This window comes from Pseudomonas sp. S2_H10, assembly GCF_054668285.1.
Genome location: NZ_CP162754.1, coordinates 4047194 through 4062389 on the forward strand (window position 1 = coordinate 4047194; position 15196 = coordinate 4062389).

The window sequence follows — 15196 nt, forward strand, 5'->3', positions numbered from 1 at the left end:
ACGACCATCGCGAGCAAGCTTGCTCCTACAGAAAAATCGTTTCCCTCTGCGCACCACTTTGTTACCGAACGCCCCAGCGTGGCGCAAAACCACGCTCAAGTAACAAAAGCCTCTCCCCCCCAAAATCCCCCTCAAAAAATTTCATCTACGCCAGAACCCTTGTTCCAGGCGCTCTCCAGCCATTTCAGAATTTTTCTTGAATGCTCATCCAACAAGTTGGCCGCTTGATTGCATATGCTTGTATGTACAAGTAAAGACGTATGTGTATGAGTCACGAGGACTCAACCATCGTCCACTGATTCGCCGGTGTGCACTGATGCCCATTGGCTTGCTCGCCCACTGCCTGGGTTGGTTTTGGATTGATTGCTGAGGAGTTCTTTTCGTGACTAAATTTCGTGACGTTGAAATCCGCGCTGCACGCGGTAACAAGCTGACCGCCAAGAGCTGGCTGACTGAAGCGCCGCTGCGCATGCTGATGAACAACCTCGACCCTGAAGTCGCCGAGAACCCAAAGGAACTGGTGGTTTACGGTGGTATCGGTCGCGCTGCGCGTAACTGGGAATGCTACGACAAGATCGTCGAAAGCCTGACCAACCTGAACGACGACGAGACCCTGCTGGTGCAATCCGGCAAGCCGGTCGGCGTGTTCAAGACCCACAGCAATGCCCCGCGCGTACTGATCGCCAACTCCAACCTGGTTCCACACTGGGCGAGCTGGGAGCACTTCAACGAACTCGACGCCAAAGGCCTGGCCATGTACGGCCAGATGACCGCCGGCAGCTGGATCTACATCGGCAGCCAGGGCATCGTCCAGGGCACCTACGAAACCTTCGTCGAAGCCGGTCGCCAACACTATAACGATGACCTCAAAGGCAAGTGGGTACTGACCGCTGGCCTGGGCGGCATGGGTGGCGCTCAGCCTCTGGCTGCAACCCTGGCCGGTGCTTGCTCGCTGAACATCGAATGCCAGCAGGTCAGCATCGATTTCCGTCTGAAAAGCCGCTATGTCGACGAGCAGGCTACCGACCTCGACGACGCGCTGGCTCGCATCGCCAAATACACTGCTGAAGGCAAGGCGATCTCCATCGCGCTGCTGGGCAACGCGGCAGAAATCCTGCCGGAACTGGTCAAGCGCGGCGTGCGCCCGGACATGGTCACCGACCAGACCAGCGCCCACGACCCGCTCAACGGCTACCTGCCAGCCGGCTGGACCTGGGATCAGTACCGCGAACGCGCCAAGACCGAACCAGCCGCTGTGATCAAAGCCGCCAAGCAATCGATGGCCGTGCACGTCAAAGCGATGTTGGACTTCCAGAAAATGGGCGTACCGACCTTCGACTACGGCAACAACATCCGTCAGATGGCGCAGGAAGAAGGCGTGGAAAACGCATTCGACTTCCCTGGTTTCGTACCGGCCTACATCCGTCCACTGTTCTGCCGCGGTATCGGCCCGTTCCGTTGGGCTGCACTGTCGGGCAACGCTGAAGACATCTACAAGACCGACGCCAAGGTCAAAGAACTGATCCCGGACGACGCCCACCTGCACAACTGGCTGGACATGGCTCGCGAGCGCATCAGCTTCCAGGGTCTGCCGGCACGTATCTGCTGGGTTGGCCTGGGCCTGCGCGCCAAGCTGGGCCTGGCGTTCAACGAAATGGTGCGCAGCGGCGAGCTGTCGGCGCCAATCGTGATCGGTCGCGACCACCTGGACTCCGGTTCGGTAGCCAGCCCTAACCGCGAAACCGAATCGATGCAGGACGGTTCCGACGCCGTGTCCGACTGGCCACTGCTCAACGCTCTGCTCAACACTGCGAGCGGCGCGACCTGGGTTTCCCTGCACCACGGCGGCGGCGTCGGCATGGGCTTCTCCCAGCACTCGGGCATGGTGATCGTCTGCGACGGTACTGACGAAGCGGCCGAGCGTATCGCTCGCGTGCTGCACAACGACCCGGCGACCGGTGTCATGCGTCACGCCGATGCCGGTTACCAGATCGCCATCGACTGCGCCAAGGAACAAGGGCTGAACCTGCCGATGATTACCGGCAAATAACGCAGAACCCTGTAGGAGCCGGCTTGCTGCGGGCGGCGTTCCGACGATGGCGGTTCGCCTGACACACCATGGTGTCTGAATCGCCAGCAAGCCGGCTCCTACAAAGAGTTTGCCCAACCCAGAATAACAATCCATAGAGGTTGAACCATGGCTGTTAACAGCGATCGTGCAAGCAACAAGCCGTTGATCGAGAAGCGTTCGATCGACTACATCCCGGAAGCGGAAAGACACGGTCGTCTGTTAAGCCAGTTCACCCTGTGGATGGGTGCCAACCTGCAAATCACCGCGATTGTCACCGGTGCCTTGGCGGTGGTGCTTGGCGGTGATGTGTTCTGGTCGTTGATCGGTCTGTTGATCGGTCAATTGCTGGGTGGCGGCGTAATGGCGCTGCATGCGGCGCAAGGTCCCAAGCTTGGCCTGCCGCAGATGATTTCCAGCCGGGTACAGTTCGGCGTATACGGCGCGGCCATCCCGATCGTGCTGGTCTGCTTGATGTACCTGGGCTTCACCGCAACGGGAACCGTGTTGTCCGGCCAGGCGCTGGGCCAGTTGTTTGGCGTCAGCGACACCATCGGCATCCTCATTTTCGCCAGTGTCATTGTGCTGGTCACGGTGCTCGGCTATCGGGTGATCCATTGGATCGGCCGCATTGCCAGTGTCATTGGCGTGATTGCCTTTGTTTATCTGTTCAGCCGTCTGATGAACCAGGTTGACGTTGGCGCACTGCTGCAAATCCGCCACTTCAGCTGGAGCAGTTTCTTGCTTGCGGTGTCGCTCGCGGCGTCCTGGCAGATCGCTTTCGGCCCTTATGTGGCTGACTATTCTCGCTACCTGCCGAGCAAGACGTCCGCGGTGAAAACCTTTTTTGCCGCAGGTGCAGGTTCGGTCATTGGTGCGCAGGTGGCGATGGTCCTCGGTGTGTTCGCGGCCGCTTCGGCCAACGGGCAATACGCCGGCCACGAAGTGGCCTACATCGTGGGTCTGGGTGGTACCGGTGCCACTGCTGCGCTGCTGTACTTCAGCATCGCGTTCGGCAAGGTCACCATCTCCACGCTGAACTCCTACGGCAGCTTCATGTGCATTGCGACCATCATCAGCGGTTTCCGTGGTGACCTGAAGGTAACGCGCTTGCAGCGTCTGGTCTTCGTGCTGGTCATCGTCGGTGCTGCGACCCTGATGGCGTTGCTCGGCCAGCACTCGTTCCTCGGTGCGTTCAAGTCTTTCATCCTGTTCCTGCTGGCGTTCTTTACTCCCTGGAGCGCGATCAACCTGGTGGACTACTACTGCATCACTCGCGAACGCTATGACGTACCGGCCCTGGCCGATCCGAATGGCCGCTACGGTCGTTGGAACCTGCTCGGTATCAGCGTCTATGTGTTCGGTGTGCTGGTACAACTGCCGTTCATCTCCACCAAGTTCTATACCGGTCCGCTGGTGGCTGCCCTGGGTGATGTGGATATTTCCTGGGTCATCGGTCTGGTGCTTCCCGCCGCCCTGTATTACGTATGCGCAAAAAAATGGCACGGCTCAGTGCCTGATCGTTTGATCCTGCCGGTCGAACAGGACGCGGTCACCGAACAAAAGCTGAATGTGGGTCGCGCTGCGGCGCAGGCCTGATTGGACGTGGACAGGGCTGGATGCCTCTTGACTGCCGTAAGCCAATTCATGATTAGGAGCGTCACAACAATGAAATCGAACAAGACCCTGCTGACCACATTGCTTTCCATGGGCCTGCTGGCCAGCGCCGGCGCCACTCAGGCGGCGGGTTGGTGCGAATCGGGCAAACCGGTGAAGTTCGCCGGTTTGAACTGGGAAAGCGCCATGCTCCTGACCGACGTGATGCAAGTCGTGCTGGAGAAAGGCTACGACTGCAAGACCGACAGCCTGCCAGGCAACTCCATCACCATGGAAAACGCCCTGGGCAGCAACGATATTCAAGTGTTTGCCGAAGAGTGGGTCGGCCGCAGCGAAGTCTGGAACAAGGCCGAGAAGGCCGGCAAGGTCGTCGGTGTCGGCGCGCCGGTTGTTGGCGCGATCGAAGGCTGGTACGTGCCGCGCTACGTGATCGAAGGCGACGCCAAGCGCAAGCTGGAACCTAAAGCGCCGGACCTGAAGAACATTGCTGACCTGGGCAAGTACTCGGCGATCTTCAAGGACGCCGAAGAGCCCTCCAAAGGCCGTTTCTACAACTGCCCCGCCGGCTGGACCTGTGAGCTGGACAACAGCGAAATGCTCAAGAGCTACGGTCTGGAAAGCACCTACACCAACTTCCGCCCAGGCACCGGCCCGGCGCTGGATGCCGCCGTGCTGTCGAGCTACAAGCGTGGCGAGCCGATCCTGTTCTACTACTGGTCGCCAACCCCGCTGATGGGCCAGGTTGACGTAGTGAAACTCGAAGAGAAGCCAGGCGTGAACAAGACCGTGACCATCAAGGTCGGCCTGTCCAAGACGTTTCACGACGAAGCGCCGGAACTGGTGGCCGTGCTGGAAAAGGTCAACGTGCCAATCGACCTGCTGAACCAGAACCTGGGACGCATGACCAAAGAGCGGATCGAATCACCAAAACTGGCCAAGATCTTCCTTAAGGAACATCCTGAAGTCTGGCACGCATGGGTGAGCGAAGACGCAGCCAAGAAAATCGACGCGGCCTTGTAGGTTGGGCTTCTCCGGCTGTCGGCAACGACAGCAGGATGCTTGATCGCAACCCCTTGATTGAGAGTCTCTTATGTTTCCCGAAAGCTTTACCTTTTCCATCGCCGACTGGGTCAACGGTTGGGTCGATTCGCTGGTCACCAACTACGGCGACGTGTTCCGCAGCATTTCCGACACCCTGCTGTGGGCCATCGTCAATCTTGAAAGCGTGCTGCGCGCAGCGCCCTGGTGGCTGATGCTGGCAATCGTGGCGGGCGTGGCCTGGCACGCGACCCGCAAGGTCGTGACCACGGCCGTCATCGTCGGTTTGCTGTTCCTGGTGGGTGCGGTCGGCCTCTGGGACAAGCTGATGCAGACCCTGGCGCTGATGATGGTCGCGACGATCATTTCGGTGTTGATCGGCATACCGCTGGGCATTCTCTCGGCACGCAGCAATCGCCTGCGTTCAGTGCTGATGCCGTTGCTGGACATCATGCAGACCATGCCGAGCTTCGTGTACCTGATCCCGGTGCTGATGCTGTTTGGCCTGGGCAAGGTCCCGGCGATTTTCGCCACCGTGATCTATGCCGCGCCGCCGTTGATCCGCCTGACCGACCTGGGCATTCGCCAGGTCGACGGCGAAGTGATGGAAGCGATCAACGCCTTCGGTGCCAATCGCTGGCAGCAACTGTTCGGCGTGCAACTGCCGCTGGCCCTGCCGAGCATCATGGCAGGCATCAACCAGACCACCATGATGGCCCTGTCGATGGTGGTAATCGCTTCGATGATCGGTGCCCGTGGCCTGGGTGAAGACGTGCTGGTGGGCATTCAGACCCTCAACGTCGGACGCGGCCTTGAAGCCGGTCTGGCGATCGTGATTCTGGCTGTGGTGATCGACCGCATTACACAGGCGTACGGTCGCGCACGGCATGAGGTGAGCAAATGAACAACGCAACCGTGAGCAAGATCGAAGTCAAGAACGTCTTCAAGATTTTCGGCAACCGTGCCAAGGAAGCGCTGGCCATGGTCGGCCAGGGCAAGACCAAGGATCAGGTGCTGGCCGAAACCGGCTGCGTGGTCGGCGTGAACGACCTGTCGCTGAGCATCGGCAGCGGCGAGATCTTCGTGATCATGGGCCTGTCGGGTTCCGGCAAGTCGACCCTGGTGCGCCACTTCAACCGCCTGATCGACCCGACCAGCGGCGCGATCCTGGTGGACGGCGTGGACATCCTGCAATACGACATGGAAGCCCTGCGCGAATTTCGCCGGCGCAAGATCAGCATGGTGTTCCAGAGCTTCGGCCTGTTGCCGCACAAGAGCGTGCTCGACAACGTCGCCTACGGCCTGAAGATCCGTGGTGAAAGCAAAGCCATGTGCACCGAGCGTGCGCTGCACTGGATCAACACCGTGGGCCTCAAGGGCTACGAAAACAAATACCCGCACCAGCTTTCCGGCGGCATGCGCCAGCGTGTGGGCCTGGCCCGCGCCCTGGCGGCGGACACCGACATCATCCTGATGGACGAAGCGTTCAGCGCCCTCGACCCGCTGATCCGCGCGGAGATGCAGGACCAGTTGCTGGAACTGCAAAAGACCCTGCACAAGACCATCGTCTTCATCACCCACGACCTCGACGAGGCCGTGCGCATCGGCAACCGCATCGCGATCCTCAAGGACGGCCGCCTGATCCAGGTCGGCACGCCGCGAGAGATCCTGCATTCGCCGGCGGATGAGTATGTCGACCGCTTTGTGCAGCGTCGGGCGGCGGTGGTTTAAGAAGTTTGCGGTGGCTGTGCCGGCCCCATCGCTGGCAAGCCAGCTCCCACAGGAGTGGGTTGTGTTGCACATATTGTGTGCCCCCCCCAGAACACTGTGGGAGCTGGCTTGCCAGCGATGGCGGCGGTGAAGCTGCATCAATATTTGGATGAGGTTGAAGATGTCCCAGGCTGAAAAAATCGTTATCACCGAGGCGCAGGTCAGTTGGCAGGATGTGGTCGCCGTTGCTCGTCATGGCGCACAGCTCGAGCTGTCGGCGCCGATCTGGGCGCGCATCGAAAACGCGCAGGCGATCGTCCAGCGCATCGTCACCAGCGGCGAACGTGCCTACGGCATCAACACCGGCCTGGGCGCGCTGTGCAACGTCTCGCTGCAGGACGAACAACTCAGCCAGTTGTCGCGCAACACCTTGCTCAGCCACGCCTGTGGCGTCGGCGCCCCACTGACCAACGAGCAGACCCGCTCGATCATGTGCGCCGCCGTCGTCAACTACAGCCACGGCAAATCCGGCCTGCACCGCCAGGTCGTCGAAGCGCTGCTGGCGCTGCTCAACCGGGGCATCACCCCGCAGGTGCCGTCCCAGGGTTCCGTGGGCTACCTGACCCACATGGCCCACATCGGCATCGCGCTGCTGGGCGTGGGCAATGTCAGCTATCGCGGTCAGATCATCTGCGCGCAGCAAGCGCTGGCCGAAGAAGGCCTGCAACCAGTCAAGCTCGGTGCCAAGGACGGTTTGTGCCTGGTCAACGGCACGCCGTGCATGAGTGGCCTCAGCTGCCTGGCGATTGCCGATGCCACGCGCCTGCTGGAATGGGCGGACGTGATCGGCGCGATGAGCTTCGAAGCCCAGCGCGGGCAGATCGACGCGTTCGATGCCGAGATCATCGCGCTCAAGCCGCACCCGGGCATGCAACAGGTCGGGATCAACCTGCGAGCCTTGCTCGACGGCAGCGAAGTGATCGCCCAGAGCAAAGGCATTCGCACCCAGGATGCCCTGAGCATCCGCTCGATCCCACAGGTGCACGGCGCCGCTCGCGACCAACTGGTACACGCGATCAAGCAGATCGAAACCGAACTCAACGGCGCCACCGACAACCCGCTGGTGCTGGGCACCGCGGACAACTATCGCGTGGTGTCCCAGGCCAACCCTCATGGTCAGTCCGTGGCAATGGCGGCGGATTTGCTGGCGATCGCCATGGCGGAAATCGGCTCCATCGCCGAGCGTCGCCTGGATCGCTTGATCAACCCGCACGTCAGCGGCCTGCCGGCGTTCCTGGTGGCCAACCCGGGGGTGAACTCCGGGATGATGATCGTGCAATACGTGGCCGCTTCGCTGTGTGCGGAAAACCGTCAACTGGCGCAACCGGCGGTGCTCGACAACTACGTCACTTCCGGCCTTCAGGAAGATCACCTGAGCCTGGGCACCAACGCTGCGCTGAAGCTGCATCGTGCCTTGGAAAACTGCACGCAGATCCTCGCCATCGAGTATTTGCTCGCGGCCCAGGCATTTGAATTCCTGAAAGAACAACGCTTCGGCGCGGGCACCGATACCGCTTGGCGTCTGCTGCGTGAACGAGTTCCTGCCTACGACCAGGACCGTTGGCTGGCACCCGACATCGCCGCTGCTGCCAGTGTTCTGAAAGACCCTGTCTTGCTGCAGAAAGCCTTACCGAATTTGCACTGATTTCCCTACAAAACCAGCGTGCCAAGGCGCCACCCTCCTCATAAAGGGGGAAGCGACGGACAACGGACATCTCCGGAGCGTCTGGTTAGTTAATAGCTAACTCTCAAAAGGAGCACAAAATGACTGCGCTAAACCTGATTCCCGGCCAACTGACCCTCGCCCAACTGCGCGACGTCTATCAGCAGCCGGTGAAGCTGACCCTCGACCACAGCGCCTCGGCCCAGATCGAAGCCAGCGTGGCCTGCGTGGAACAGATCCTCGCCGAGAACCGCACCGCCTACGGCATCAACACCGGTTTCGGCCTGCTGGCCTCGACCCGCATCGCCAGCGAAGACCTGGAAAACCTGCAGCGCTCGCTGGTGTTGTCCCACGCCGCCGGCGTCGGCCAGCCGATCAGCGACGAGCTGGTGCGTTTGATCATGGTGCTCAAGGTCAACAGCCTCAGCCGTGGTTTCTCCGGCATCCGCCGCGTGGTAATCGACGCGCTGATCGCCCTGATCAACGCTGAGGTGTACCCGCACATTCCACTGAAAGGCTCGGTCGGTGCTTCCGGTGACCTGGCGCCTTTGGCGCACATGTCGCTGGTGCTGCTGGGCGAGGGCAAGGCGCGCTACAAAGGCGAGTGGATGGAAGCCACCGAAGCGCTGAAAGTTGCCGGTCTGACCCCGCTGACCCTGGCCGCGAAAGAAGGCCTGGCGCTGCTCAATGGCACCCAGGTATCCACCGCGTTTGCCCTGCGTGGCCTGTTCGAAGGTGAAGACCTGTTCGCCGGTGCCCTGGCCCTCGGCGGCCTGACCGTTGAAGCCGTGCTGGGCTCGCGCTCGCCGTTCGACGCACGCATCCACGCCGCCCGAGGCCAGAAAGGCCAGATCGACGCAGCCGCCGCTTATCGCGATCTGCTGGGTGAGCGCAGCGAAGTGTCCGATTCCCACGAAAACTGCGAGAAGGTCCAGGACCCGTACTCCCTGCGCTGCCAGCCACAAGTGATGGGCGCCTGCCTGACCCAGTTCCGCCAAGCGGCCGAAGTGCTGGCGATCGAAGCCAACGCCGTCTCGGACAACCCGTTGGTGTTCGCCGCTGAAGGCGATGTGATCTCCGGCGGCAACTTCCACGCCGAGCCGGTGGCCATGGCCGCTGACAACATGGCCCTGGCCATCGCCGAAATCGGCTCGCTGAGCGAGCGCCGTATCTCGCTGATGATGGACAAGCACATGTCGCAACTGCCGCCGTTCCTGGTGGCCAACGGTGGCGTGAACTCCGGCTTCATGATCGCCCAGGTGACCGCGGCGGCACTGGCCAGCGAGAACAAGGCCTTGTCCCATCCGCATTCGGTGGACAGCCTGCCGACTTCCGCCAACCAGGAAGATCACGTGTCGATGGCGCCGGCAGCGGGCAAGCGTCTGTGGGAAATGGCCGAGAACACCCGTGGGATTCTCGCCGTGGAATGGCTGGCGGCGGCTCAGGGCCTGGACCTGCGCAACGGCCTGAAGACCTCGCCGAAACTGGAAAAGGCCCGTGCCATCCTGCGTAAGGAAGTGCCGTTCTACGAGAAGGACCGCTTCTTCGCGCCGGACATCAATGCGGCGACTGAGCTGTTGGCTTCGCGTTGCCTGAACGAGCTGGTGGCGGCGAAGTTGCTGCCTAGCCTGTAAGGGCCCCTCGCTGGCAAGCCAGCTCCTACAGGAGCCGGCTTGCCGGCGATTCGATTTTGCGTCGAATAACAATAATTAGGGACGAGAAATGCAACAGTCTGAAAAGGGTTTGAAACGCGGGCTCTCTGCCCGACATATTCGCTTCATGGCGCTGGGGTCGGCAATCGGCACCGGGCTGTTTTACGGTTCTGCCTCGGCCATTCAAATGGCCGGGCCTGCGGTCCTGCTTGCGTACCTGATCGGTGGCGCGGCGGTGTTCATGGTCATGCGCGCCCTCGGTGAGATGGCGGTGCACAATCCGGTGGCCGGTTCCTTTGGCCAGTACGCCAGCACCTATCTGGGACCGATGGCGGGCTTCATCCTCGGTTGGACCTACGCATTCGAAATGGTCATCGTCGGCATGGCCGATGTCACCGCATTCGGTATCTACATGGGCTTCTGGTTCCCGGAGGTTTCCCGCTGGATCTGGGTGCTGGGTGTCGTTTCCATCGTCGGCGGCCTGAACCTGTGCAACGTCAAAGTCTTCGGTGAAATGGAGTTCTGGCTGTCGCTGCTCAAGGTCGCGGCCATCGTCGCGATGATCCTGGGCGGTTTCGGCATCATGTGGTTCGGCATCAGCTCGGCCCCAGGCCAGGCGACCGACATCAGTAACCTCTGGACCCAGGGCGGCTTCATGCCCAATGGCATGGGCGGTCTGATCGCGTCATTCGCGGTGGTGATGTTTGCGTTTGGCGGTATCGAAATCATCGGTGTAACGGCAGGTGAAGCCAAGGACCCGCAGCACGTGCTGCCCCGGGCGATCAATGCCGTACCGTTGCGGATCCTGCTGTTCTACGTGCTGACGATGCTGGTGCTGATGTCGATCTTTCCATGGCAGCAGATCGGCAGCCAGGGCAGCCCGTTCGTGCAGATTTTCGACAAGCTGGGGATCAGCTCGGCGGCCACGATCCTAAATATCGTGGTGATCACGGCGGCGATTTCGGCGATCAACAGCGACATCTTCGGCGCTGGCCGCATGATGTTCGGTCTGGCCCAGCAAGGCCATGCACCCAAGGGCTTCGCCCGCCTGTCGCGCAATGGCGTGCCATGGATGACGGTCGTGGTGATGAGTGCCGCGCTGTTGCTGGGCGTGTTGCTGAACTATTTGATCCCGGAAAACGTGTTCCTGCTGATCGCGTCCATCGCGACCTTTGCCACGGTATGGGTCTGGCTGATGATTCTGGTGACCCAAGTGGCCATGCGCCGCTCCATGAGCGCCGAGCAGGTGGCACAACTGAAATTCCCGGTACCGCTCTGGCCCTATGCGCCGGCGGCGGCGATTGCCTTCATGCTGTTCATTTTCGGCGTGCTGGGCTACTTCCCGGACACCCAGGCAGCGCTGATTGTCGGCGTGGTCTGGATCGTGTTGCTGGTGCTGGCTTACCTGACGTGGGTGAAACCGGCGGCGGGCCAGGCAGCCCTGGTGACGCAGGACCCTACTTTTTCTCATCGATAACCTAACGGAGGCCACGGATGAAAACTCTCTGGCAACACTGCCACGTCGCAACCATGGCGCAAGGCGTCTACTCGATCATCGAGGACGCGGCCATCGTGACGTCAGGTGCGCTCATTGAGTGGGTCGGCCCGCGCGCTGACCTGCCGGCGGGCGAGTACCCGCTGGTCAACGATTTGCAAGGAGCCTGGGTCACGCCGGGCCTGATCGACTGCCACACCCATACGGTGTTCGGCGGTAACCGCAGCGGCGAATTCGAAAAGCGCCTGCAAGGCGTCAGCTACGCGGAAATCGCCGCCAGCGGTGGCGGCATCGCCAGCACCGTGCGCGCCACGCGCGCGGCCAGCGAAGATGAGCTGTTCGCCAGTGCCGCCAAGCGCCTGAAAAGTCTGATGCGTGATGGTGTGACCACGGTCGAAATGAAATCCGGCTACGGTCTGGACCTGGCCAACGAACGCAAGACCCTGCGGGTCATCCGACGCCTTGGTGCCGAGCTTCCGGTCAGCGTGCGCAGCACTTGCCTGGCGGCCCACGCCTTGCCGCCGGAATACACCGACCGCGCCGATGACTACATCGATCACATCTGCGCCGACATGCTCCCGGCCCTGGCCGCCGAAGGTCTGGTCGATGCGGTGGACGCGTTCTGCGAGTACCTGGCGTTCTCCCCGGCGCAGGTCGAGCGGGTGTTCATCACCGCCCAGGAACTGGGTTTGCCAGTGAAGCTGCACGCCGAGCAGTTGTCGTCGCTGCATGGCTCGAGCCTGGCGGCGCGTTATCACGCGTTGTCCGCCGATCACCTGGAGTTCATGACCGAGGACGACGCCATCGCCATGGCCAAGTCCGGCACGGTCGCGGTGCTGTTGCCCGGCGCCTTTTACTTCCTGCGCGAAACCCAATTGCCGCCGATGGACGCCTTGCGCAAGCACGGTGTGAAAATCGCCATTTCCACCGACCTCAACCCCGGCACCTCGCCCGGACTGTCGTTGCGCCTGATGCTGAACATGGCCTGCACGTGCTTCCGCATGACCCCGGAAGAAGCCTTGGCTGGCGCCACGATTCACGCCGCTACCGCGCTGGACATGGCCGATACGCACGGCTCGCTGGAGGCCGGCAAGGTCGCGGACTTCGTCGCCTGGCAAATCGATCGTCCGGCCGACCTGTCGTACTGGTTGGGCGGTGACCTGGAAAAACGCGTCGTGCGCCACGGCGTCGAGACAAATCTGTAGGAGAGCAGTTGTGGATAAGGTTCTGAACTTCAAACAAGGCCGCGTACCGCTGCTGATCAGCATGCCGCATGCCGGTGTGCGCCTGACCCCGGCGGTCGAAGCCGGATTGATCCCTGACGCGAAAAGCCTGCCGGACACCGACTGGCACATCCCGCAGCTGTACGATTTCGCCGCCGAACTGGGCGCCAGCACCCTGGCCGCCGAGTATTCGCGGTTCGTCATCGACCTGAACCGGCCGTCCGACGACAAGCCTTTGTACGTGGGCGCGACCACTGGCCTGTATCCGGCGACATTGTTTGACGGAATTCCGTTGTTCCGAGAGGGCTTGGAGCCTTCGAAAGAAGAGCGCGCCACGTATCTTGAAAAGGTCTGGACGCCTTATCACAGCACTCTGCAAAACGAGCTGGCGCGCCTGAAAGCCGAGTTCGGCTACGCCCTGCTGTTCGATGCGCACTCGATCCGCTCGATCATTCCGCACCTGTTCGACGGCAAGCTGCCCGAATTCAACCTCGGCACTTTCAATGGCGCCAGTTGCGACCCTCAACTTGCGACCCAACTGGAAGCGATCTGCACGCGTCACGACAATTACACCCACGTGTTGAACGGACGCTTCAAGGGCGGCCACATCACCCGCCATTACGGCAACCCGGCCGAGAACATCCACGCCGTGCAACTGGAATTGGGCCAGTGCACTTATATGGAAGAGTTTGAGCCGTTCCGTTATCGCCCGGACCTGGCGGAGCCGACGCGGGTGGTGTTGAAGGAGTTGCTGCAAGGGTTGCTCGCCTGGGGGCAGGAACGCTACAAGCACTGAAGCCTGTAGGAGCGAGCCTGCTCGCGATGGACGTTAACGATGACGTGGGCTATCTGGATGAAAGCGGCGTCCTCACGTTCTTCGCGAGCAGGCTCGCTCCTACATGTACATGCTCATTGACGTAATTCGGGTTTATGATGCCCCACGGCAGAATAATAGAAGTCCCCCCAGGGATGACCTCGACCCCTTACGGAGCGCGCAATGCAGACTTTGTACCCGCAGATCAAACCTTACGCCCGGCACGATCTGGCCGTCGATGCGACCCACACCCTGTACGTCGACGAAAGCGGTTCACCGGAAGGTTTGCCGGTGGTGTTCATCCACGGCGGCCCCGGTGCCGGATGTGATGCCCAGAGTCGATGCTTCTTCGATCCCAATCTGTATCGCATTGTCACTTTCGATCAGCGCGGCTGCGGTCGTTCCACGCCACACGCCAGCCTGGAAAACAACACCACCTGGGATCTGGTCGCCGACCTCGAGCGAATCCGCCAGCACCTGGGCATCGACAAATGGGTGCTGTTTGGCGGCTCCTGGGGTTCGACCCTGGCGCTGGCTTATGCGCAAACCCATCCTGAGCGTGTACACGGCCTTATCCTGCGCGGGATCTTTCTGTGCCGTCCGCAGGAGATCGAATGGTTCTATCAGGCCGGCGCGAGCCGTCTGTTCCCCGATTACTGGCAGGACTACATTGCGCCGATCCCGCTGGATGAGCGCGGCGATTTGCTGACCGCGTTCCACAAACGCCTGGTCGGCAACGACCAGATTGCCCAGATGCATGCGGCCAAGGCCTGGTCCACCTGGGAGGGCCGTACCGCGACCCTGCGTCCGAACCCGCTGGTGGTCGACCGCTTCTCCGAGCCACAGCGTGCATTGTCGATTGCCCGCATCGAATGCCACTACTTCAGCAACAACGCCTTCCTGGAGCCGAACCAGTTGATCCGCGACATGGGCAAGATCGCCCATTTGCCCGGCGTGATCATCCATGGCCGTTATGACGTGATCTGTCCGCTGGACAATGCCTGGGAATTGCATCAAGCCTGGCCGAACAGCGAACTGCAGGTCATCCGCGACGCCGGACATGCCGCTTCCGAGCCGGGCATCACCGACGCGCTGGTCCGCGCCGCTGATCAGATGGCGCGACGTCTGCTCGATCTGGCGCCTGACGAAGCATGAAGGGGCTGCTGCAACGGGTGCGTGGCGCGCGAGTCGAGGTGGCGGGCGAGGTCGTGGGTGCCGTCGATCAGGGATTGCTCGTCCTGGTGGCGGTGGAGCCCGACGACACGCGGGCCAGCGCCGACAAACTTCTCAATAAGCTGCTTAACTATCGTGTGTTCAGTGACGCCGAGGGCAAGATGAATCTGTCCCTGGCGGATGTGGGCGGCGGGCTGCTGCTGGTCTCTCAGTTCACCCTGGCTGCCGATACCAGAAGCGGGCTGCGTCCCGGTTTCTCGACGGCGGCCCCTCCGGCGTTGGGAGAGGAGTTGTTCGACTATCTATTAAGCAAAGCGAAACAGGTGCATGGCACTGTGGCATCAGGTAGATTCGGCGCGGATATGCAGGTGCACCTGGTCAATGATGGCCCGGTAACCTTCCTGTTACAGACCTGAAAGCGCTTGAAACAAGTTTTTAGGCTCATTTCGACTGAAAACAGGGCTTTATCTCGATAAATACTTTGTTACCCCTGATGCGTTGTAACGCGGCCTGCTAGATAATCGCGCGCTACGGGGATCAGCGTTCGTTGGTCCATTTTGACTTAGGTAGAGACTTGTCTGGATCCGATTGGGGAATCATTTCGCCCCAGCGGAGTCGGAACAATGCTCGCCAACTTGGCAAGAGTGGTTTGCAAGGGCGGTTTTTTCATACCGTACACCGTG

Annotated in this window: 12 protein-coding genes; all 12 read left to right on the forward strand. The window is 61.1% G+C overall.

Annotated elements, in window-relative coordinates; genetic code table 11:
* Positions 1 to 382: 382 nt before the first annotated feature.
* The 12 genes from hutU to dtd all read left to right on the forward strand — a co-directional run bounded on the left by hutU (position 383) and on the right by dtd (position 14929).
* Positions 383 to 2050 (forward strand): urocanate hydratase, encoded by a 1668-nt coding sequence (gene hutU / locus AB4O16_RS18130; RefSeq protein ID WP_160390661.1) that lies wholly within the window; start codon positions 383 to 385, stop codon positions 2048 to 2050.
* Positions 2051 to 2197: 147 nt separating this feature from the next.
* Positions 2198 to 3667: a purine-cytosine permease family protein gene (locus tag AB4O16_RS18135; protein ID WP_460155466.1), complete on the forward strand. Its 1470-nt coding sequence runs from the start codon at positions 2198 to 2200 to the stop codon at positions 3665 to 3667.
* Positions 3668 to 3736: 69 nt separating this feature from the next.
* A complete protein-coding gene (locus AB4O16_RS18140; protein WP_160390659.1) occupies positions 3737 to 4705 on the forward strand; it encodes an ABC transporter substrate-binding protein in 969 nt (322 codons plus the stop codon).
* Positions 4706 to 4775: 70 nt separating this feature from the next.
* Positions 4776 to 5627, forward strand: coding sequence for an ABC transporter permease (locus AB4O16_RS18145; RefSeq protein WP_460155467.1), 852 nt, complete (start codon positions 4776 to 4778; stop codon positions 5625 to 5627).
* Positions 5624 to 6454, forward strand: coding sequence for a quaternary amine ABC transporter ATP-binding protein (locus tag AB4O16_RS18150; protein WP_160390657.1), 831 nt, complete (start codon positions 5624 to 5626; stop codon positions 6452 to 6454). The genes AB4O16_RS18145 and AB4O16_RS18150 overlap by 4 nt, the downstream gene beginning before the upstream one ends.
* Positions 6455 to 6614: 160 nt before the next feature.
* Complete coding sequence (locus tag AB4O16_RS18155; RefSeq protein ID WP_460155468.1) at positions 6615 to 8138, forward strand: HAL/PAL/TAL family ammonia-lyase; 1524 nt, start codon at positions 6615 to 6617, stop codon at positions 8136 to 8138.
* Between the two features lie 119 nt (positions 8139 to 8257).
* Positions 8258 to 9790: a histidine ammonia-lyase gene (gene hutH / locus AB4O16_RS18160; protein WP_460155469.1), complete on the forward strand. Its 1533-nt coding sequence runs from the start codon at positions 8258 to 8260 to the stop codon at positions 9788 to 9790.
* An 88-nt stretch (positions 9791 to 9878) separates the two neighbouring features.
* Positions 9879 to 11285 carry an amino acid permease gene (locus AB4O16_RS18165; RefSeq protein ID WP_460155470.1) on the forward strand — a complete coding sequence of 469 codons (1407 nt, stop codon included), beginning with the start codon at positions 9879 to 9881 and terminating at the stop codon, positions 11283 to 11285.
* Between the two features lie 17 nt (positions 11286 to 11302).
* Positions 11303 to 12508 carry an imidazolonepropionase gene (gene hutI / locus AB4O16_RS18170; RefSeq protein WP_460155471.1) on the forward strand — a complete coding sequence of 402 codons (1206 nt, stop codon included), beginning with the start codon at positions 11303 to 11305 and terminating at the stop codon, positions 12506 to 12508.
* Positions 12509 to 12518: 10 nt separating this feature from the next.
* Positions 12519 to 13322: an N-formylglutamate deformylase gene (gene hutG, locus AB4O16_RS18175; protein ID WP_460155472.1), complete on the forward strand. Its 804-nt coding sequence runs from the start codon at positions 12519 to 12521 to the stop codon at positions 13320 to 13322.
* 201 nt (positions 13323 to 13523) lie between these two features.
* The gene (pip, locus tag AB4O16_RS18180; RefSeq protein ID WP_103397252.1) at positions 13524 to 14495 is read left to right on the forward strand and encodes a prolyl aminopeptidase; all 972 of its coding nucleotides are present in this window, start codon (positions 13524 to 13526) and stop codon (positions 14493 to 14495) included.
* A complete protein-coding gene (gene dtd / locus AB4O16_RS18185; protein WP_015093112.1) occupies positions 14492 to 14929 on the forward strand; it encodes a D-aminoacyl-tRNA deacylase in 438 nt (145 codons plus the stop codon). The genes pip and dtd overlap by 4 nt, the downstream gene beginning before the upstream one ends.
* Positions 14930 to 15196 lie beyond the last annotated feature (267 nt).

Bases quoted from the DNA above. Each gene is read 5' to 3' on its own strand.
- AB4O16_RS18135 (WP_460155466.1), top strand. From the start codon at position 2,198: ATGGCTGTTAACAGCGATCGTGCAAGCAACAAGCCGTTGATCGAGAAG.
- AB4O16_RS18140 (WP_160390659.1), top strand. From the start codon at position 3,737: ATGAAATCGAACAAGACCCTGCTGACCACATTGCTTTCCATGGGCCTG.
- AB4O16_RS18145 (WP_460155467.1), top strand. From the start codon at position 4,776: ATGTTTCCCGAAAGCTTTACCTTTTCCATCGCCGACTGGGTCAACGGT.
- AB4O16_RS18150 (WP_160390657.1), top strand. From the start codon at position 5,624: ATGAACAACGCAACCGTGAGCAAGATCGAAGTCAAGAACGTCTTCAAG.
- AB4O16_RS18155 (WP_460155468.1), top strand. From the start codon at position 6,615: ATGTCCCAGGCTGAAAAAATCGTTATCACCGAGGCGCAGGTCAGTTGG.
- hutH (WP_460155469.1), top strand. From the start codon at position 8,258: ATGACTGCGCTAAACCTGATTCCCGGCCAACTGACCCTCGCCCAACTG.
- AB4O16_RS18165 (WP_460155470.1), top strand. From the start codon at position 9,879: ATGCAACAGTCTGAAAAGGGTTTGAAACGCGGGCTCTCTGCCCGACAT.
- hutI (WP_460155471.1), top strand. From the start codon at position 11,303: ATGAAAACTCTCTGGCAACACTGCCACGTCGCAACCATGGCGCAAGGC.
- pip (WP_103397252.1), top strand. From the start codon at position 13,524: ATGCAGACTTTGTACCCGCAGATCAAACCTTACGCCCGGCACGATCTG.
- dtd (WP_015093112.1), top strand. From the start codon at position 14,492: ATGAAGGGGCTGCTGCAACGGGTGCGTGGCGCGCGAGTCGAGGTGGCG.